Origin of the sequence: Parahaemophilus parainfluenzae (genome assembly GCF_001053575.1) — a bacterium.
GTDB lineage: Bacteria > Pseudomonadota > Gammaproteobacteria > Enterobacterales > Pasteurellaceae > Haemophilus_D > Haemophilus_D parainfluenzae_S.
Genome location: NZ_JVSL01000017.1, coordinates 239,900 through 260,619, shown reverse-complemented (window position 1 = coordinate 260,619; position 20,720 = coordinate 239,900). Strand labels below are relative to the sequence as shown.

The 20,720-nt window shown below is 39.0% G+C and carries 23 protein-coding genes; 7 read left to right on the top strand and 16 right to left on the bottom strand.

Features of this window, described 5'->3' with window-relative positions; all coding sequences use genetic code 11:
- Positions 1-3: 3 nt before the first annotated feature.
- A complete protein-coding gene (locus tag AC979_RS03360; RefSeq protein WP_053085711.1) occupies positions 4-1,284 on the bottom strand; it encodes an isochorismate synthase in 1,281 nt (426 codons plus the stop codon).
- Between the two features lie 153 nt (positions 1,285-1,437).
- Between AC979_RS03360 and AC979_RS03355 the strand changes: the two genes are divergently transcribed.
- Entirely contained in the window at positions 1,438-2,652 is a 1,215-nt protein-coding gene (locus AC979_RS03355; protein WP_049372855.1) for a pyridoxal phosphate-dependent aminotransferase, read from the top strand.
- A 50-nt stretch (positions 2,653-2,702) separates the two neighbouring features.
- On the opposite strand, the gene AC979_RS03350 is transcribed toward AC979_RS03355, so the two are convergent.
- The 7 genes from AC979_RS03350 to lepA form a co-directional block, all read right to left on the bottom strand.
- On the bottom strand, positions 2,703-3,635 hold the full coding sequence (locus tag AC979_RS03350) for a phosphatidate cytidylyltransferase (protein ID WP_178161010.1): 933 nt from the start codon (positions 3,633-3,635) through the stop codon (positions 2,703-2,705).
- A gap of 9 nt (positions 3,636-3,644) precedes the next feature.
- Positions 3,645-4,277, bottom strand: a complete 633-nt coding sequence (locus tag AC979_RS03345) for a lysophospholipid acyltransferase family protein (protein ID WP_049372853.1) — start codon at positions 4,275-4,277, stop codon at positions 3,645-3,647.
- Positions 4,278-4,288: 11 nt separating this feature from the next.
- The gene (locus AC979_RS03340) at positions 4,289-4,894 is read right to left on the bottom strand and encodes a CDP-alcohol phosphatidyltransferase family protein (RefSeq protein ID WP_049372852.1); all 606 of its coding nucleotides are present in this window, start codon (positions 4,892-4,894) and stop codon (positions 4,289-4,291) included.
- A 78-nt stretch (positions 4,895-4,972) separates the two neighbouring features.
- Positions 4,973-5,887: a GTPase Era gene (era, locus tag AC979_RS03335; RefSeq protein ID WP_049372851.1), complete on the bottom strand. Its 915-nt coding sequence runs from the start codon at positions 5,885-5,887 to the stop codon at positions 4,973-4,975.
- Positions 5,884-6,567 (bottom strand): ribonuclease III, encoded by a 684-nt coding sequence (gene rnc / locus AC979_RS03330; RefSeq protein ID WP_005699979.1) that lies wholly within the window; start codon positions 6,565-6,567, stop codon positions 5,884-5,886. Before rnc ends, era begins: the two co-directional genes overlap by 4 nt.
- A gap of 1 nt (position 6,568) precedes the next feature.
- The gene (gene lepB / locus AC979_RS03325; protein ID WP_049372850.1) at positions 6,569-7,618 is read right to left on the bottom strand and encodes a signal peptidase I; all 1,050 of its coding nucleotides are present in this window, start codon (positions 7,616-7,618) and stop codon (positions 6,569-6,571) included.
- Positions 7,619-7,630: 12 nt separating this feature from the next.
- On the bottom strand, positions 7,631-9,427 hold the full coding sequence (gene lepA, locus AC979_RS03320; protein WP_049372924.1) for a translation elongation factor 4: 1,797 nt from the start codon (positions 9,425-9,427) through the stop codon (positions 7,631-7,633).
- A gap of 169 nt (positions 9,428-9,596) precedes the next feature.
- Here lepA and AC979_RS03315 point away from each other — a divergent pair, with 169 nt between their 5' ends.
- On the top strand, positions 9,597-10,082 hold the full coding sequence (locus tag AC979_RS03315; protein WP_049372849.1) for a surface-adhesin E family protein: 486 nt from the start codon (positions 9,597-9,599) through the stop codon (positions 10,080-10,082).
- A 60-nt stretch (positions 10,083-10,142) separates the two neighbouring features.
- Here AC979_RS03315 and AC979_RS03310 read toward each other — a convergent pair whose 3' ends face one another.
- Together AC979_RS03310 and grcA are read right to left on the bottom strand one after the other, a co-directional pair.
- Positions 10,143-10,766 carry a hypothetical protein gene (locus tag AC979_RS03310; RefSeq protein ID WP_152670483.1) on the bottom strand — a complete coding sequence of 208 codons (624 nt, stop codon included), beginning with the start codon at positions 10,764-10,766 and terminating at the stop codon, positions 10,143-10,145.
- A gap of 108 nt (positions 10,767-10,874) precedes the next feature.
- A complete protein-coding gene (gene grcA, locus AC979_RS03305; protein ID WP_005697846.1) occupies positions 10,875-11,258 on the bottom strand; it encodes an autonomous glycyl radical cofactor GrcA in 384 nt (127 codons plus the stop codon).
- Positions 11,259-11,506: 248 nt separating this feature from the next.
- Between grcA and ung the strand changes: the two genes are divergently transcribed.
- Entirely contained in the window at positions 11,507-12,181 is a 675-nt protein-coding gene (gene ung, locus AC979_RS03300; protein ID WP_275042246.1) for a uracil-DNA glycosylase, read from the top strand.
- On the opposite strand, the gene tadA is transcribed toward ung, so the two are convergent.
- From tadA to ampD, 6 genes are all read right to left on the bottom strand, one after another.
- Positions 12,178-12,696 carry a tRNA adenosine(34) deaminase TadA gene (gene tadA, locus AC979_RS03295; protein WP_143422670.1) on the bottom strand — a complete coding sequence of 173 codons (519 nt, stop codon included), beginning with the start codon at positions 12,694-12,696 and terminating at the stop codon, positions 12,178-12,180. The genes ung and tadA overlap by 4 nt on opposite strands.
- Positions 12,697-12,705: 9 nt before the next feature.
- The gene (locus tag AC979_RS03290) at positions 12,706-13,557 is read right to left on the bottom strand and encodes a thymidylate synthase (protein ID WP_049372845.1); all 852 of its coding nucleotides are present in this window, start codon (positions 13,555-13,557) and stop codon (positions 12,706-12,708) included.
- A 9-nt stretch (positions 13,558-13,566) separates the two neighbouring features.
- Positions 13,567-14,376: a prolipoprotein diacylglyceryl transferase gene (lgt, locus tag AC979_RS03285; protein ID WP_049372844.1), complete on the bottom strand. Its 810-nt coding sequence runs from the start codon at positions 14,374-14,376 to the stop codon at positions 13,567-13,569.
- A gap of 8 nt (positions 14,377-14,384) precedes the next feature.
- Positions 14,385-15,179: a sulfite exporter TauE/SafE family protein gene (locus AC979_RS03280; RefSeq protein ID WP_049372843.1), complete on the bottom strand. Its 795-nt coding sequence runs from the start codon at positions 15,177-15,179 to the stop codon at positions 14,385-14,387.
- Positions 15,179-15,772 (bottom strand): RNA pyrophosphohydrolase, encoded by a 594-nt coding sequence (gene rppH, locus AC979_RS03275; protein WP_049372842.1) that lies wholly within the window; start codon positions 15,770-15,772, stop codon positions 15,179-15,181. Before rppH ends, AC979_RS03280 begins: the two co-directional genes overlap by 1 nt.
- A 483-nt stretch (positions 15,773-16,255) precedes the next feature.
- A complete protein-coding gene (gene ampD, locus AC979_RS03270; RefSeq protein ID WP_049372841.1) occupies positions 16,256-16,819 on the bottom strand; it encodes a 1,6-anhydro-N-acetylmuramyl-L-alanine amidase AmpD in 564 nt (187 codons plus the stop codon).
- Positions 16,820-16,961: 142 nt separating this feature from the next.
- On the opposite strand from ampD, the gene AC979_RS03265 reads away from it, so the two are divergent.
- The 4 genes from AC979_RS03265 to AC979_RS03250 are packed head-to-tail and all read left to right on the top strand — an operon-like array spanning position 16,962 to position 20,697.
- Complete coding sequence (locus tag AC979_RS03265) at positions 16,962-17,405, top strand: prepilin-type N-terminal cleavage/methylation domain-containing protein (RefSeq protein WP_049372840.1); 444 nt, start codon at positions 16,962-16,964, stop codon at positions 17,403-17,405.
- Between the two features lie 6 nt (positions 17,406-17,411).
- The gene (locus AC979_RS03260; protein ID WP_049372839.1) at positions 17,412-18,791 is read left to right on the top strand and encodes a GspE/PulE family protein; all 1,380 of its coding nucleotides are present in this window, start codon (positions 17,412-17,414) and stop codon (positions 18,789-18,791) included.
- An 8-nt stretch (positions 18,792-18,799) separates the two neighbouring features.
- Positions 18,800-20,023 (top strand): type II secretion system F family protein, encoded by a 1,224-nt coding sequence (locus AC979_RS03255; protein ID WP_049372838.1) that lies wholly within the window; start codon positions 18,800-18,802, stop codon positions 20,021-20,023.
- Positions 20,020-20,697 (top strand): prepilin peptidase, encoded by a 678-nt coding sequence (locus AC979_RS03250; protein WP_049372837.1) that lies wholly within the window; start codon positions 20,020-20,022, stop codon positions 20,695-20,697. Before AC979_RS03255 ends, AC979_RS03250 begins: the two co-directional genes overlap by 4 nt.
- Positions 20,698-20,720: the final 23 nt, after the last annotated feature.

The window sequence follows — 20,720 nt, the reverse complement described above, 5'->3', positions numbered from 1 at the left end:
TTCTTATTCTCCGTTATTCTCTGCAAACAGGGAAATGAGCCCTGCCGCTTTACGTTCAATTTCCAACCACTCTTCTACAGGTTGTGAGCCTTCCACAATACCGGCTCCAGCAAATACACGCACTTGTTTTTCTTCGATAAAAGCCGAGCGAATGGTGACACAAAATTCTGATAGATGTTGATTCATCACACCTAATGTACCGGCATACCAACGACGATCAAAGGTTTCTATTTCAGCCAAAGCTTTCCTCGCTTGCTGCTGTGGTAAGCCTGATACAGCCGCCGTTGGATGGATCGCTTTCAGCAAATCGGCATCCGTACAAAGTGCGGTCAATTTTGCTTGCATTTTTCTAATTAAATGCTGCACTTTGCGTAGTGACTTTAATGCGACATCATCAACAGTAATTTGTTCCACTAAGTGACTGATATTTTGTGAAATATCTTCAACCACTAACCAGTTTTCATTGAGGTTTTTTTCGTCATTTAACAGCCAATTCGCACGTTCGTCATTTTCACTCGGATTATCACTAACAGGTGCTGTCCCCGCAAGCGCTTCCGTGAATAACTGACGATCATCACGTGCAAATAAGCGTTCTGGTGTCGATCCCACAAAACAGTTTTGAGCATTATCTGCCCATAAAAAATGGTAACAACCACTATTTTTTGCTTGGCTTGCAGCAAGAAAATCTTTTCCGCTTAGCTCACCCTGAATACCAAACACGGTTTCATTTGCCAAAACGAGCTTAGTTAATTCACCCTGTCGAATTCGAGTGAGTGCTTGATTGACCCAGTCACACCAGGTGTCTTGATTCGCTTTTGGCTCTACACTTTCGATGGTTAATTGATTAAGCGGTGAAAGTGCGGTCATTTTTTCAAATGAATTCAAAATCATTTTTGCCGAATCAAGCTCATTTGGATCAACAAAAACTGAAACCACGGTCTCACCATTTTGCTGTTCAATTAAAACTTGCGGCAAAATAAACTGACTTTCACCTTGGAACTGTAAACCGCCCACTAACGGGAAATTGTGCTCTTGAATAAATTGCTGTGCCAAATTCACATCTGAAAATGACCGCACTTTCCCTACGGCAGCGACGGTTTTATCTTCATCACGAAAACGTAAATAAAATTGTGGATAAACAAGCTGTCCTTTCATCCATGCCAAAAGATCAACACCCAATTTCATCTTCATCTGAAGACGTGCAATAGCAGGTTGCTGATCAGTTATCGCCAAAGTTTCAAATTGGCGAATTAGCTCAGGTTTAGCTTGTTCTAAAGGGCCCATGAAAAATAATAAAACACAAAAAAATTAGCCCATATTCTACCGCACTTTAATACATTCAAAAAATTTTTTTATTAAATCTTTTCAAGATAAGAATTTAAGCGTAAATTAGACACAATTTTTGAATGAAAATCTAATTATCATAGGATGTTACTAATGAGATCTTTTCCAAAATCAGACAAATTAGAGCACGTTTGCTACGATATTCGTGGACCGGTTCACAAAGAAGCTTTACGCCTAGAAGAAGAAGGCAATAAAATTTTAAAACTTAATATCGGCAACCCTGCCCCATTTGGTTTTGAAGCGCCTGATGAAATTTTAGTTGATGTTATCCGCAACCTACCATCTGCACAAGGTTATTGCGATTCCAAAGGGTTATATTCGGCACGTAAGGCTATCGTGCAATACTATCAATCTAAAGGTATTCATGATGCGACAGTAAACGATGTGTACATCGGGAATGGTGTATCTGAATTGATTACCATGTCCATGCAAGCACTTCTCAATGATGGTGATGAAGTATTAGTTCCAATGCCTGACTATCCATTATGGACAGCGGCTGTGACCTTAGCGGGCGGAAATGCAGTACATTATTTATGTGATGAAGAGGCTGGTTGGTTTCCTGCTATTGATGATATTCGCGCAAAAGTCAATGCCAAAACCAAAGCTATCGTCGTGATCAACCCGAACAACCCAACGGGTGCAGTTTATAGCAAAGAGTTACTTGAAGAAATTATCCAAGTTGCACGTGAAAATAATCTGATTATTTTTGCAGACGAGATTTATGACAAAATTCTCTACGATGGTGCTGTCCACCATCATATTGCTGCCCTTGCACCAGATGTATTAACCATTACATTCAATGGTTTATCAAAAGCGTATCGTGTTGCGGGCTTCCGTCAAGGTTGGATGATTTTAAATGGGCCAAAACAACATGCTAAAGGCTATATTGAAGGCTTGGATATGCTGGCGTCTATGCGTTTATGCGCAAATGTACCAATGCAACACGCCATTCAAACCGCATTAGGTGGCTATCAAAGTATTAATGAATTTGTTCAACCAGGCGGTCGTTTGCTGGAACAACGCAATAAAGCCTATGATTTAATTACTCAAATCCCGGGCATTAGTTGCGTAAAACCAATGGGGGCAATGTATATGTTCCCGAAACTCGATATCCAAAAATTCAACATTCATAGTGATGAAAAATTTGTGCTCGATTTATTACGTAAAGAGAAAGTGCTTCTTGTTCATGGTAAAGGCTTTAACTGGCATTCACCGGATCACTTCCGTGTGGTGACACTTCCTTATACTGGTCAATTAGAAGAAGCCATTGGCAAATTGGCACGATTCTTAGAGACTTATCGTCAATAATAAAAAAGAGCGGTTAATTAACCGCTCTTTTTTTATTTCATGATTTATAACTATGCCCAGAAATAACGCACCACATGGAAGAAAATAGGTGCGGAGAAACACAGTGAATCCATACGGTCTAAAATACCACCATGGCCGCTTATCATATTCCCCCAGTCTTTCACGCCCATACTGCGTTTCATTGCTGACATCACGAGCCCTCCTAAGAATCCCATTAAGCAAATTAACAGACTCATTAAAAAGGCTTGCCATGCATTAAATGGTGTCAGCCAATGAAGCAACATCCCTAATAAACTTGCGCTTAATACCCCACCAACAAAACCTTCTACTGTTTTAGATGGCGATAAGGTTGGTGCAATTTTATGCTTACCAAAAAGTTTACCCCAAACGTATTGCAACACATCACTTGACTGTACTACCAAGATTAAGAAGATCATTAATAAAAGATTTTTTCCTTCATAACCAGAGATATCAAGGGTCAATAAAGCGGGAATATGTGAAATACAGAATACACTAATCATCAATGCCCACTGAATTTTCGTAGAACGATCTAAGAAATGCGCCGGATCGCCGAGTAATGCGGAAAGAATCGGTAAAAATAAGAAGCCATACACGGGAATGAAAATCGTGAACATGCTAAACCAATCAATGGCGACTAAAAAATACTGTAATGGCAAAATCACATAAAAACAAGCGGCTAGCGCAAGATGATCACCTCGACGAATATTCAATAGAGAAAGAAACTCACGCAATCCCATAAATGAAATAATCAAAAAGAGCCCAATTACGCCATAAAAGCCCAATAAACTCGCAATAAAGATAATCCCAATCATCACCCACCAAGCATTGATGCGTGCATTCAGGTTATCAATAACGCTATTCGGTGTATCCACACCCGATCTGCGTTTTAAAATATATCCCACTGAGGAAGCAAAAATTAAGGCGATAAATAAACCACCGAAGAGTTGCCATATTTCTGTCATCATTTGCTCCTAAGATTTGCCTTTTTCACTGACGTTTAAACTTAATAATGCCGATTGAGCACGTGTCAGAAACATCTCTTTAGTTTCATCTGCCCCAATCTTTAATGGCTCACCTACATAAAGATCACACAACAATGGGATCGGTAAAATAAAGCCTTTTGGTAAAACATTATTCATATTACTAATCCAAACGGGTACAAACTCACAATCAGGATTTTCTTTTGCTAAATAAAACAATCCACTTTTAAACGGCTGAAGTGGTAAATCATCATCCATCTTACGAGTTCCTTCAGGGAAAATAATCAGGGAGTCATTGACTAATGCTTCACTCATTTGTCGTATGGCAGCTTTTGGATCTTGACTATTACGTTCAATCAGTAACATATTAAACACTTTATAGGCTAAAAAGCGACGAATTGCGCCTTTCGTCCAATAATCTTTGCCTGCAACAGGACGAGTTTGTTTTCTCACTTCATAAGGCAATGAAATCCAAAGTAAGATAAAATCCCCATGACTATTATGATTGGCAAAATAGACACGATGCCCTTCTGAAGATTGTTCCGCAATTGCGGCTTGTGGTCGAACGCCTGTAATAAAAGAAGCAAAACGACACAATAAAAAATCGATTAATCTCGCTAACATAGTTGCTCCTACTACTCAGTCACTTCTGCCAAGCCATTTTTTACTCGCTTAATACAAGTCACGATGAGCAAGATAATCACGATATTGGCTACCCACCAGAAAAGCGAATGCAAGCTACCATTAACAGCATAAAGTAAACCGAGTACACCAAATATGAATGCACGATCACTTTTACCCATTGGGCCATCATAACGACGCGTTTTGCCTTGAACTTGCCCTAAAATGCCACATAACTCACTCAACGCGGCAAGCCAAATAATACTTGAGATTTGAATACCATCAAAAGGCGCGACAAAAGCAAAAGGAAGGTAAAGTGCTGCATCAGAGACGACATCAGTAATCTCATTAAGATAGCCCCCTAATCGACTTTTTTGATTAAATTCACGTGCGAGCATGCCATCAATAGCATTCAACGCCATACGCAAAAACAACCAAATAGGGATAAGGAAGAAAAGAGAAGAAAATGTCGGAAATAGTGCGAGAACCACACCGAGTAAAATAGAAAGTAAGCAGGCAATTAGCGTAACTTGATTTGCCGTTACGCCTTTTGCCGCTAATTGCCGAACTAAAGGCCGAAGTAAATTCTGAAATTTGGGTTTTAAAGCATAGATACTCATCTACCATCTCCTTGTTTTTATTAAAAAACATAAATATGTTTCTAATAATAGGACGGTATAGAGTATTACTCAAGTTTTTTATTCATCCATATAACCTAAACTTCTTAAGGCACGTTCATCATCTGCCCAACCAGACTTCACTTTGACCCAAAGTTCAAGGTGTACTTTATTATCAAATAAGCGTTCCATGTCAGCGCGCGCTTCCATACCAATGGTTTTAATTTTTTGCCCTTGAGCACCGATCACCATTTTCTTTTGGCCTTCGCGTTCAACTAAAATCAAGCCATTGATTTCATAAGTACCACGCTCATTTACTTTAAATTGTTCAATTTCAACCGTTACCGAATAAGGTAATTCTTCCCCTGTGAAACGCATTAATTTTTCACGGATGATTTCTGAGGCCATAAAACGCTGTGAACGATCTGTTACATAATCTTCAGGGAAGTGATGAACGCCTTTACGTAATGATTGACGAACAATTTTCTCTAATTGATAGACGTTATTACCACGTTGTGCAGAAATTGGCACAATGTGAGCAAAATTAAACTTACTGCCTAAATCTGTAATAAATGGCAATAAATCATCTTTATTCTTAATATTATCAACTTTGTTGATGGCGAGTACGACAGGTGCTTTCGCATTACGTAATTTGTTTAACACCATTTCATCATCGGCATTCCAATGTGTACCATCCACGACGAAAATAATGAGATCTACATCCCCGATTGCCGAGCTTGCTGCACGGTTCATTAAACGGTTAATCGCGCGTTTTTCTTCGATATGAAGCCCCGGCGTATCTACGTAAATTTCTTGGTAGATACCTTCCGTTTTAATTCCCACAATACGATGACGTGTAGTTTGCGCCTTGCGAGATGTAATCGAGATTTTTTGCCCCAAAATTTTATTTAACAGGGTAGATTTCCCTACATTTGGGCGACCTACGATAGCGATAAAGCCACAATAGGTCTCTTGTTCTTGATTTAATTCGGTCATTTAATTTCCAATGTTTTTAAGATTTGTTCTGCGGCCGCTTGTTCTGCTTTACGGCGGCTAGAACCTTTCGCAATAAAAGTGCGGTCAATATTGGGTACATTTTTTACTGTACATTCTACGGTGAAGGTTTGGCAATGGGCTTCGCCTTCAATTTTTATTACTTCATAGGTTGGTAAGGCAAAATGCTTACCTTGTAAATACTCTTGCAAGCGCGTTTTGGCATCTTTTTGGTTATCACCCGGTTTAATTTCGGCGAGTAAAGTTTTATACCAGCTACGCACAATATCTGCTGCTTTATCAAAGCTTGAATCTAATGCCATTGCGCCAATTACTGCTTCAACACAATCCGCCAAAATAGATTCACGACGAAAGCCACCACTTTTCAACTCGCCAGAACCTAAGGACATATAATCCCCAAGCTCAAAATTTCGTGCAATCATCGCCAGGGTTGGCTCACGAACTAATGTGGCACGCATTCTGCTAAGTTCACCTTCATTACAACGAGGGAATTGATGATAAAGCGCATCTGCGATGACATAATTGAGAATCGAATCACCTAGAAATTCTAGGCGTTCATTATGTTGAGTGGAGGCACTGCGGTGTGTCAGTGCCAATTTTAAATTTTTTAGATCGGAAAATTGATAACCAATTTTTCGTTCTAGACGATCTAAATGATTCATATTAATTAATTTTTGTAAAGAAACGGTCTAAACGGAAGCCTGTAGGCCACTCATTTGGTTCTTTTTCTAAACTCATCCAAATATAAGTGGCTTTACCCACGATATTTTTTTCTGGTACAAAGCCCCAAAAACGGCTGTCATCACTATGATCACGGTTATCCCCCATCACAAAATATTGCCCTTCTGGCACAATCCATTCTGCAGTAGGTAAGCCTTCTTGTGGATAGAATTCAATCCCCGAATAACGGCGCATTGGCTCCACTAAAATACTGTGTGTCACGTCACCGATTTCCAAATATTCCACTTGCGTTGGGAATGCTGGATTTGTGGGTTCTTGTTTATATTCAAACGCTTTAGTTTGGCAATCTACTTCGCAAGGTTTGCCATCTTTGCCATAAACCAGTGTTAAAGCACTTTTTTCAACATCAAGGATAATGCGGTCACCGCCTTTCCCTACAATACGTTTAATGTAATCTACACCAGACATATTGTCTTTAGATGCTAACGCAAGATTTTCCGCATATGCTGCTCGCGTCGCCCCTAAACTTGTACGAAGTAACGCTTGTTCCGGCGCTTTAAACACGATTACATCACCACGTTCTGGTTTGTTACCTTCAATAATCGTATTTTGGAAAATGGGGTCTTTAATACCATAAGTATATTTGTTCACGACGAGGAAATCCCCTACGCGCAACGTCGCTTCCATTGATCCTGATGGAATTTGGAATGGTTCAAAAATAAATGAACGCACAAGGAATACCACGGATAACACAGGGAAAAGCGAAGAAATAAATTCTGAACCTTCTGAAATAGGCTCAATTTTCGCTTTTTCTTCGTCTGTTAATGCTTTGCCTGAACGTTGTTCTGCGCGTGCAATTTGACGACGACGTCTCGGTATCACGGCAAAGCGGTGATAGCACCATAAAATGCCGGAAAGTGCGGTCAAAATTAGTAACAAAATACTGAATGTGTTAGGCAGTTGGAAATAATCTAACGCTTTCCAACCAGCAAAGCCTACGGCTAACAACAGAATAAAAAATACATTCGACATTGCTCTACTTTCCTATTTATCTTTACCTACATGTAAGATCGCCAAAAACGCTTCTTGCGGCACTTCCACGTTACCTAAAGATTTCATTCGTTTTTTACCTTCTTTCTGTTTCTGTAAGAGTTTTTTCTTACGGCTCACGTCACCACCATAACATTTTGCTAATACGTTTTTACGCAATTGTTTTACCGTTGAACGCGCAATAATGTGGTTGCCAATCGCAGCTTGGATCGCGATATCAAATTGTTGACGTGGAATCAGTTCACGCATTTTTTCAACTAATTCACGCCCCCGATAAGGGGCATTATCCTTATGAACGATTAACGCTAACGCATCGACACGATCACCATTGATCATGATATCCACGCGCACCATGTCCGCTGCTTGGAAACGTTTGAAACCATAATCCAAAGACGCATAACCACGTGATGTTGATTTCAAGCGATCGAAGAAATCTAAGACTACTTCGCCCATTGGAATTTCATAGGTTAACGCAATTTGGTTACCGTGATATACCATATTGGTTTGTACACCACGTTTTTCCACACAAAGGGTGATGACATTTCCTAAGAATTCTTGTGGCACGAGCATATTACACTCTGCAATTGGCTCACGAATTTCCTCAATATTATTTAATGGTGGCAGTTTTGATGGACTGTCCACATAAACCACTTCACCATTAGTCATTTCAACTTCATAAATTACAGTTGGTGCTGTGGTAATCAAATCAAGATCGTATTCACGTTCTAAACGCTCTTGAATGATCTCCATGTGTAAAAGCCCCAAGAAGCCACAACGGAAACCAAAACCTAAAGCTGTTGAGTTTTCTGGCTCATAGAACAGCGATGCATCGTTTAGGCTTAATTTACCTAACGCATCACGGAAAGCCTCATAATCGTCAGAGCTAACTGGGAATAAACCAGCATAAACCTGCGGTTTTACTTTCTTAAAACCTGGCAATACATGGCTTGCTGGATTGTGTTGGTGCGTTAAAGTATCCCCTACTGGTGCGCCTAAAATATCTTTAATCGCACAAACAACCCAACCTACTTCGCCGGTATTTAATACGGTCGTATCCACTTGTTTTGGCGTAAAAATCCCTAAACGATCAACGTTGTAAGCCTGTCCTGTAGACATTACTTTGATTTTATCACCTTTACGCAATACGCCATTTTTAATACGAACTAATGACACCACGCCTAAATAGTTATCGAACCAAGAGTCAATAATCAATGCTTGTAACGGTGCATCAGGATCACCTTCTGGCGCGGGGATTTTCGCAACAATTTCTTCTAATACATCTTCAATACCCACACCGGTTTTCGCCGAACAACGTACCGCTTCCATCGCATCAATACCCACGATGTCTTCAATTTCTTCTGCAACACGTTCAGGATCTGCTGCCGGTAAGTCGATTTTATTTAAAATCGGCACGACTTCTAAATCCATTTCAATGGCGGTGTAGCAGTTTGCCAAGGTTTGTGCTTCTACGCCCTGTCCTGCATCCACAACTAACAATGCCCCTTCACAAGCTGCAAGAGAGCGCGATACTTCATAAGAGAAGTCCACGTGCCCTGGTGTATCGATAAAGTTTAATTGGTAAGTTTCACCGTCTTTGGCTTGATAATTTAAGGTTACACTTTGCGCTTTAATGGTAATGCCGCGCTCACGCTCAAGATCCATGGAATCTAACACTTGCGCTTCCATTTCACGATCCGAAAGCCCTCCACAGGTCTGAATTAATCGGTCAGAAAGGGTCGATTTACCGTGGTCAATATGGGCAATAATAGAAAAGTTGCGAATATTCTTCATAAATAGATTAGTTTTCTCAAAAATCATTAAATTTAACTGGCGGATTGTACCTGAAAAGCGTGGAAATCGCTAGAAAATAAAAGGATGTATATGGTGAGTTTTTTATTTAAAAATTAATGCTATAATCCCCAATATGGCTCAATCAATACCAATATCCCTAGGGAATCCTATGAAAAGATTTGTAACTATCACATTAATCAGCTTGTTTTGTATTGGTTGTTCACAACTAAAACTATTACCAAATCAAGAACTACCGCAACAAGATAGATACTTAAAAGTCCTAAATGGTCAAGATCCTCTTTATCTAGATAAATCAAGCATCCGTGTTAATTCTGATAACTCCAATGAGCTGTCGTACTATTTAATAACTAATATAAGCTCATCTGATCGAGCTCTAAAAGGCACGTCGATGAAAAAACTAACAACGGTAAATTGTGCAGATAAGACGGCTATACTCAGCGCAAACAATCAGTTTGAAGTATATACTCAGTTCTTTGCTCAAGGTGAAAAACTTTTTGACATCCCCGAAAAAGCACAAAAAATAGAAATGCAAAATACCACTCCTTTATCTCTCATATCAGCAAAAGTTTGCCAATATGCTGGGAAAAAATTTGGAGAAAAAGAAAATGCACTCATCGAAATGCAGAAAAATTAAAAAAAACAATAATAAACTAAATATTAATATGTAAAAGCCTCTTAATAAGAGGCTTTTACATTACTTAACTTTAAATATTTCTTTAAGTGCTTCTAAAAAACCATTAAATTTATTCTCAGCCTTATCTTTACGTACACACTCGCCTTCGTATGTTTTAGTAAGAGGCTGAACTACCGTGAATCTATCTCTTGAGAATTTAGTCACCTTCAACTCGATAGTATCCTCTTTACCAATATTGTTTGAATAAATGTTAAAAACACTTTTCTCAATATTCTTAAAGCTCTTTGTCTGTTGTATTTTCTCAAATGTATCAGGATAAATTAAACGTTGTGCACTTTGTTTTTTTAATTTGTATACCAAATAATTATTATTAAAACTCCAACTACCATTAGCAATAGTTAAATATTTTAACGGTGAAGAGAAATAGTCTTTAATTGGTAATTCAGCATATCTACTTAAGCTATGATCAAAAATGAAATTCTCATCTTTAAGAGAACCGTCTGATTTAAGATAAATTAAATCAATAGTTCCCACTCCAATATCTTCATATTTGATTGAGCAAGACCAATCTCCCACAAAATCTTGTTTCGTTAGGTTTGATGGAGTTGATGAACAACCTACTAAGGCAAGGACTAGACCACTAAAAAATAACTTTCTCATAAATACCTCTTTGTGTAAAAACATTAGGTATTTTACACAAAATAAAGCGAAAGTGCGGTCAAATTTTCAAACCTTTTAGATAAAACAAAACCCCGAATTACTTCGGGGTTTCTTTTTTCATTCAAACTGAAATTATAAGCTTTCAGTGAAAGTACGAGTAATAACGTCGCGTTGTTGTTCTGGTGTTAAAGAGTTGAAACGTACTGCGTAACCAGAAACACGGATAGTTAATTGAGGGTATTTATCCGGGTTGTTTACTGCATCTTCTAACGTTTCACGACGTAATACGTTTACGTTTAAGTGTTGACCACCTTCAACTTTAACAGTTGGTGCTACGTTTACCGGTAATTCACGATATTCGATTTGGCCTAATTCGCTTACTGCTACTACTTGGTCTTCTGCGAATTCAGCTTTTGCACATAAACAACGAGCTTCATTTTTTTCGCTGTCTAATAACCAGAATGAGTTTAAAAGATTGTCATTTGCTGCTTGAGTAATTTGAATACCTTTGATCATAAAGTGCCTCCTAATTTGGCGGTTGTATATTTATTAAACTGTGCAAATTTTATCAAACTATTTGAAGAATTCAATTAATTTTGACCTAAAACAGGTTCTTTTTTCTGACTAATTTTTGAAAATTGATCTAGATTAAAGTTTCAGCCACAGCAAAGCCTCAACACACTCTAACTTTTAACAAAGTATTAACATAACTCGGATGAAGCCTTTCTAAGCAATTTCATTTATAATGTGCTCAAGCTTATCCAATAAGGAAATACAGAATGAAAACCTGGACAGATGTTATCGGTCAAGAGAAAGAAAAACCTTACTTTAAACACATTCTACAGCAAGTCCATCAAGAGCGACTCGCGGGGAAGACCATTTACCCACCACAAGACGAAGTGTTTAATGCCTTTAAATATACAGCATTTGATGAGGTGAAAGTCGTCATTTTAGGGCAGGATCCCTACCATGGCCCAAATCAAGCACACGGTTTAGCTTTTTCAGTGAAACCTGAGGTTGCTATTCCGCCTTCTCTACTAAATATGTACAAAGAATTGGCTAACGACATTCCAGGTTTTCACATGCCAAATCATGGCTACTTAGTGAAATGGGCTGAGCAAGGTGTGCTGTTGCTTAACACTGTGCTAACGGTAGAACGTGGCATGGCACATTCACATGCTAAATTTGGTTGGGAAGTTTTTACAGATCAAGTGATTGCAGCACTTAATGAACATCGTGAAAAAGTCGTATTTTTACTTTGGGGAAGTCATGCACAGAAAAAAGGGCAATTTATTGATCGCAATCGTCATTACGTTTTAACTGCCCCACATCCTTCTCCTCTTTCTGCACATCGTGGTTTTTTAGGATGTCATCATTTTTCTAAAACTAACAAATACTTAAAGCAAAATGGTTTAACTGAAATTGATTGGCAAGTTTAAGATTGCGACTCAACATCAAGCGGGAGACTCTTTTCCCGCTTTTCTTCCTTTTTCTGCTCTCGTCTTTTTTTAAAAAAATCACTCAATTTCTGACCGCACTTTTCTGCGAGCACGCCAGAAGTAATTTCTAATGTGTGATTCATTTTATAATCATCAAAGAAATGAAAGCGAGAACCTACAGCCCCCGTTTTATAATCTGACGCACCGAAGACTAATCGTTTAATCCGGCTATGTAAAATCGCGCCCGCACACATGGTACAAGGCTCAAGGGTGACATAGAGCGTGGTATTGAGCAGACGATAATTTTGAATATTTTGCGCCGCGTTACGCAATGCGACAATTTCAGCGTGAGCAGTCGGATCATTTTCAATGATAGACAAATTCCAGCCTTCACCGAGAATATTTCCTTCATCATCCACCAACACCGCCCCGACAGGAATCTCACCGAGCGCTTCTGCACGATCGGCAAGCATCAGGGCGTGTTGCATAAATTTCTCGTCTAAATCTGACCGCACGTTGAATGCCTAAACGGAGAAAGGATATTTAATTGGTTCGTGAGATTGATAACCCACCACTTTGAAATCATCCATCGTCACCCAAGTTTCAAGATCTTCAAGGGTTTTAATATCAGGATTAATTTCTAATTTAGGCGAAGGGAATGGCTCACGTTTTAGTTGCACATCACGCATTAACTCAAGTTGGTCTTCATAAATATGTGCATTCACAATTTTATGATATGCCTTGCCCGGTTTATTACCAGTAATTTGCGCCATTAATGCAAGGAAAGTAAAGACTTGAATTTGATTGAAGTTTAAGCCAAGTGGTACATCGCAAGAGCGTTGGTAGCTCGTTAAGTGCAATGTATCGCCTACTAAGGAAAATGTGTGAGTGTGCATACAAGGACGCAAACAACCCAGATCAAATTCCCCCGGATTGAAGAAAGTTAGGATTTCACCACGATCGTCAATACCTCTGCTTAAATTGTTCACAATTTTACGAAGTTGATCGATGGTTTCACCATTCTGTTTACGCCATGCTCTGCCTTGCACACCATAAACACGTCCCATATCATCGGTACCTTTACGATGTGGATTGGCAAGCCATGCCGCATTTTCATTAGCATTGGCATCCCATGTTTTGGTGCCAAGCTTACGGAAATCTGCCGCATTGTCATAACCACGGATATAACCTAAAAATTCCGCAATCGCCGCTTTCCAATAGCTTTTACGCGTGGTAATTAAGGGGAATTGGTTATTGGCAACATCATATTCTAGATCCGCATTAATCACTGTTAGGCAACGCTTGCCAGTACGCTCATTAGCAACCCACTCACCTTCATTTACAATACGTCGACAAAGATCTAAATATTGTTTCATAAAAACTCCTTACTGATGAACCACACTTTTAGAGCGATTGTATGCCCATGCCATAATTAACCCACCGCCAATAATCATCGGCAAACAAAGCGCTTGTCCACGAGTCATGATGCCTAAGAAAGATTCGACTTCAGGCTCACGGACATATTCAACGATAAAACGGAAAATCCCGTAACCAACAAGGAATAATCCAGCTACCGAACCTACAGGGCGAGGTTTTTTAATAAAGACATTCAGAATAATAAACAGCACGAAACCTTCTAAGAATGCCTCATAAAGCTGTGAAGGATGGCGAGGCAACAACAATGGATCATTTGGGAAAATCATGGCCCAAGGCACATCCGTTTCTCGTCCCCAAAGTTCTAAATTGATGAAGTTACCAATTCGTCCCATCCCTAAGCCAAATGGAATCAAGGGCGCTACAAAATCTGCCGTCTGCCAGAAGCTTCTTTTTTGAGAATAAGAGGTCCAAATCATTGAGATAATCACCCCAATTAATCCACCATGGAATGACATTCCCCCTTCCCAAACACGAAATAAATACAGCGGGTCTTGCATAAAATGATCAAAATTATAGAAGAAGACATCCCCAATGCGGCCACCTAAGAATACGCCCATAAAGCCATTAAAAAGTAATGTATCCACTTGATCCACAGTCCAACCACTGTTTGGTTGATTGGCACGACGAACCGCTAGCCAACGAGCAAAGATAAAGCCTAATAAATACATTAAACCATACCAACGCAGCCCTATATTGCTATTACCAAAAGTAAAAATAGTCGGATCAAAATGCGGAAGCATCAAAAATTCTGAATTCATAACATTCCTTATTTAATAAACATATCAACTGCGATCGCAATTAATAGCAAGGCAAAGCCTTTTTTCAAGGTTGGGACAGGGAGTTTGGAGGTTGCTGTTGCCCCTAGTTTAGAAGTGAAGAATGAAGTACCCGTAATACCAAGCACGGCAGGCAAATAAACATAACCAAGGGAATAATCTGGCATGGAAGGATTACCCCAACCACTCACCATAAAGCTAAACATGCCTGATAAACCAAGAAGTGCCCCACAGAATGCAGAAGAACCGATGGCTTTTTTCATATCAATACCGCGGGAATTTAAAAATGGCACGATAAAACCACCACCGCCAACTCCAGCAGCACTTGATGCCATCCCAATTAAAATACCACCAATAACAGATGCTTGTGTTGTTAAAGGTTTGGTTTTCCCTGTGTTTTTCTTAATAGAAATCACCATTTTTGCCGCTAAATATACGACTAAACAGGCAAAGATTTTGGCTGATACATCACGATCAAGTTTGCCAATAAACAAACCAGAGATAAAGACCGAGATCATCACCATCGGTGCCAATACTTTCACGGCACTCCAGACTATATTACCTAGTTTATGATGACGCTGTGCAGAAGAAAATCCAGTAATCAGAATGGTTGCAAATGAAGTCCCTAATGCGGTGGACATCAGCAAGGGTTCAGGTACGCCTACCATCGGCAATAAATAAACCAAGGTAGGGACGATAATTAACCCACCACCAATGCCAAATAATCCCGCAAGAAAACCAACCACAGACCCGACAAGCAAACAAAGTAAAATAAAAGTGAGCATTATTGCCCCCTTAATTTATAAAACGAACGTTTTTGATATTTAGAAGAACCATTTTTACGCGGCGCATGATAAGGTTTATTTGTCTCATGCTCTTGCGAATTTTCAAGCAATGTTTTTTCGTTGCCAAACATCACTTGGGCAAACTCTTTCATCGCTTTGCGATAAACATCTTTCTTAAAGGACACAACCTGACGTACGGGATACCAAAAACTTACCCAACGCCAACCATCAAATTCTGGTGATTTTGTTGTGTTCATATTAATATTTTTTTCATCCCCCACTAATTGCAACAAAAACCAACGTTGTTTTTGCCCAATACACACGGGTTTGCTGTCATAACGCAGCAATCTTTTCGGCAGCTTATAACGCAACCAATGTTTAGACGCATAAAGCACCTTCACATCTTTGGGTTGCAAACCAACCTCTTCATATAATTCACGATACATGGCTTGTTCGGCACTTTCATTATCATTAATTCCACCTTGCGGGAATTGCCACGAATTCTGCCCGTATCGTTTAGCCCAAAGCACCTGCCCTTTGCGATTACAAATGACAATGCCTACATTTGGACGGTAGCCATCAAAATCGATCACTATCGTTCACCTTAAATTTTGTACAAAAATAATTTGCAGATTGTTTCATAAATTCGCTTTTTTATCAACCGAATGGATATATTTACCCTATTGTGGATAACTCTGTGGGTAACGCTTGGATAGTCTAAATTTAACTGTGTATAAAAATTAAAAACCGCTTTTCACACTTCATTTTTTTCATTTTTGCATAACCTTTAATCAAAAATTTTCCAAAAAAATGACCGCACTTTTTCTCATCAAAGTGTGGTCAAAAATTCAGCTATTTTTTAGTTTAAACATTTCTGGCTTGGTGAAGAAATAACAGCTGTGAGTTATTCAATATTTCTGTGGATAAAATTGTGATTGAGCAAATGGTGACTGTTGCATAACTCTTCTTAGCAATTTACCATCGATTTTTGAGAAGAAGTTTTATCTTTAATTTCATAAAGATAACGCTTATTCACAGACACCATATTATTCACATTCAAGTAAAAATTTTAGTGGTTATTTTTCATCCAAACATTTTTTGACTAACGCTAAATAGCGTTCCCATTCAAAATATTGACCTGGATCGATCTTACGACCAGGCGAAATATCGCAATGCCCAACGATACGATCGAGCGTTATTTTCGGGTAAGCTTGCATGATATCTCGTGTTAATGCAGCAAGCACTTGGTATTGCTCCGCTGTAAAAGGTTGTTCATTACTGCCCTCTAGCTCAATCCCAATCGCAAAATCATTACATTTATCGCGTCCTTCAAAGCAAGAAAGCCCCGCATGCCATGCTCTATCATTGAAACTAACATACTGTGTCACCTTGCCATCCCGTTCAATTAAACAATGGGCAGACACGCGAAATTGATAAATTTCCTCAAAATAGGGATGGATGGTTGGATCGAGTTTACCTTGGAAAAAATCATCTACATATCCACCACCAAATTGTTCTGGCGGCAAACTGATGTAATGAATGACGAGTAATGAAATATCCTCTACATCAGGACGTTCATCAAAATGTGGTGAAATCACTTTTCTTGCCTGGCTTAACCAGCCATTTTTTATCTTATTCATCTGTTTTTCTGCGATTAAATTTTATTTTTGCGATCGAGATCGCAAAAGAAGTGCGGTCAGTTTCACTTTCATTTTTTCCTTTTACACAATGTTGCAGCCAATCCTGGCATTTTTTTATTCAACCAAAAGGAAATTTAATTTAATGAAACTGACTTTTTCTAAACCTTTAAATAAAGGTTTTACGTTAATTGAATTGATGATCGTGATTGCGATTATTGCTATTCTCGCGACGATCGCCATTCCGTCTTATCAAAATTATACCAAAAAAGCGGCTATCTCCGAATTGTTACAAGCTTCTGCACCTTATAAATCTGATGTGGAACTATGTATCTATAGCACCAATGCCCCAACAAACTGTTCAGGTGGCTCAAATGGCATTGCTGCAGACATCACAACAGCAAAAGGTTATGTTAAATCCATCACCACGAAATCAGGTGTGATTACGGTGACAGGAAATGGTGCATTAGATGGGATCAGTTATTCTTTAACGGCGACAGGCTCAACCTCATCAGGTGTCACCTGGACAACTGCTTGCCCAAGCAATGCAGATTTATTCCCTGCGGGTTTCTGCTCTTCAGCTAAATAGCGAAACATGGCTTATCAAGCAATCGCAAAAAATGGCGAGATTTATCATATCTCGCCACAATATTGGCAACAAAACCAACAGCAACAAGCTTTGCTGTTGCGTTACTTTGCGCTCCCCCTTAAAGAAGATGAACACCATTTATGGCTTGCAGTGGATTCACTCAATAATCTTGCAGCTTGTGAAACCTTTGCTTTTTTAAGTGGAAAATTGGTTGAACCGATTTTATTTGAAACGACTCAACTCAAACAACTTTTACAATCCCTTGCCCCTAAAACCAATCAAATCGAAGAGCAAACGACGTTTTACCATCATTCTGAAGATGAAAACACAGCTAATTTAGCTAATGATGACGAACCCGTTATTCAATTATTAAATGGTATTTTTGAAACAGCCCTGCAAAAAAATGCCTCCGATATTCATTTAGAAACGCAGCCAAGTGGGCTCTTAATTCGTTTACGTATTGATGGCGTACTCCAACCGCAACCGATTATTAGTAAAGCGCTCGCCAATCGTGTAATTTCTCGCCTTAAACTCTTAGCCAAACTGGATATCAGTGAAACTCGGCTACCACAAGATGGCCGCTTTCAATTCAAAACCACATTTTCCGATATTTTAGATTTCCGCCTTTCTACCTTGCCTACGCATTGGGGAGAAAAAGCAGTATTACGATTACAACAAAATAAACCTGTCCAACTAAGTTTTGCTGAGTTGGGTATGACACAAAACCAACAAAGTCAATTTCAACATGCGCTCAGCCAACCGCAAGGTTTAATCCTGGTGACAGGCCCAACAGGAAGTGGAAAAAGTATCTCGCTTTATACTGCACTTCAATGGCTCAACACACCAGATAAACACATTATGACGGCAGAAGATCCCGTTGAAATTGAATTAGAAGGCATCATTCAAACTCAAGTAAATCCGCAAATCGGTTTAGATTTTAGTCGATTACTTCGTACATTTTTACGGCAAGATCCCGACATCATTATGCTTGGTGAAATTCGAGACGAAGAAAGTGCATTAATGGCATTAAGAGCGGCTCAAACCGGCCATTTAGTGCTTTCTACCTTACATACCAACGATGCCATCTCAGCCATTTCACGCTTACAACAATTAGGCATTCAATCTCATGAAATTGAAAACAGTCTCTTGTTAGTTATCGCACAGAGATTGGTGCGTAAACGTTGCTTAAAGTGCGGCCAACATTTTAGTGATTCTTGCGATTGCCATCAGGGATATCGAGGTCGTATTGGGGTATATCAATTTTTACAATGCAAAAACAATCGCTACCAAACTGATTTCGATTCACTTTATCAAAGCGCGTTAGAAAAAGTAAAAGATCACATCACCGATCTCGATGAGATTCAACGCGTGTTAGGCAAAAAATAGGAGTATCTATGGCAAAGCAAAAGCTCTTTTATTTCCAAGCCTATGATCAGCGGCAACAATGGCAAAAAGGCAGTCTGGTTGCACAATCTAAACAAGCTGCACAATTCCAGTTAATCGCAAAAGGTTTTAGCCAAATTCGATTGCAACAAGATTGGCAACTTAATCAGAAACCTAAAAATGCTGAGATCAGTGCTTTATTAAATCAGCTAGCTACACTACTCAGCTCTGCCATTCCATTAAAAAATGCATTGCACATTTTGCAAGATAACTGCACGCAATTGGGATTGCATCAGTGGCTTGGCGCCTTAATTGAATTAATTGAAAGTGGCATTTCGTTTTCACAAAGCTTGGAAATACAAGGAAAGTATTTAAATTTTCAAGAAATTCAACTTATTCAAGTGGGAGAGATGACAGGAAAACTGGCGGAGGTATGCACTAAAATCGCAGAACGTCGAACGCAATCATTAGCGCTTCAACGCAAATTACAAAAAATTATGCTTTATCCTGCCATGGTATTAGGTATTTCGCTTTCACTTACGTTAATTTTATTACTCTTCGTTGTACCGCAATTTGCTGAAATGTATGGCGAAAACTCCGCTGAACTGCCTACATTAACTGCTGTGTTATTAGCCATGTCTCAATTCCTACAACATCATTTTATCGCCTTGATGATTGTCTGCATTTTCGCTCTTTTTATGCTAAAGATGGCATTAAAACATTCTCTTTGGCTGAATCAAAAAAAGAATGCGCTGATTAGTCGCATGCCAATTTGGGGCAATATCATTTGCCTTTCTCGCCTAATCAGTTTTAGTCATAACTTACAATTAATGCTTCAATCCGGTGTAGCATTAACGCCTGCGCTAAATAGTTTTCTCCCCAAACAACAAACCTGGCAAACACAACGTACCTTAAAAGGCGATATTCTGCTACAACAAGAAGTGCGGTCAATTTTACAGTGGGTTTCTCAAGGTTATCCATTTTCAGAAAGTGTCAGTAGTCATCTTTTCCCAATGGAAGCACAACAAATGCTACAGATTGGAGAGAAAAGTGGAAAACTTGCGTTGATGTTGCGTCATATTGCTGATAACTATCAAGAAAAGCTCAATCATCAAATTGATTTACTTTCCCAACTTTTAGAGCCATTAATGATGCTCATTATTGGTAGTTTAATTGGTATCATAATGATGGGCATGTATCTGCCGATTTTTAATATGGGATCGGTAATCCAATGATGACATTCGCCTTTTTCTTATTGGGAGGTTTCGCTGGCATCTTTACTTGGCTTTATATCGATCGTTTTATCCCCAATCTCCAACAAGAAATTTATCAGAACTATATCGAATTTTATCCTGAAAACAGACCCATTTTCCATAGCGAAAAAGCAGCCATTCAATCTCAAAAGTGCGGTCATATTTTTCTTTATTTTTTAGGATTTGGACTCTGTTTTGCCGTACTCTATTACTTTCTACAAAATGAATTATTTACTTTATGGCTCACGATTACGCTTAGTCTACTCTTTGTTATCAGTTGGCTAGACTGGCACTATCAACTGATTTCACCTACACCTTGCCTGTTTTTATTTTTCCTGGGGCTATTCGGCGCACATCAAAAACTTTCAATTCTGACGCTTTCTCAAAGTTTAGAAAGTGCAGTTAGTTTTTTCGGTGTTTTTTATATCATCTATCATTTGTCTAAATGGTTTTATAAGAAGGAAGCGTTAGGCCGTGGCGATTATTGGCTTGCTTTGGGAATCGGCACTTATCTCACCATCGCGCACTTACCACTTTTCTTATTCATTGCCTGTCTATTAGGCATCATAGGTTATTGGATTTCTCGTAAACCTGTTTTACCTTTCGCGCCCTTTCTTTGCTTATCATTAATCATCACCAGTGCAATCAACCTATAAATGTAATATATTGGCAACATTGA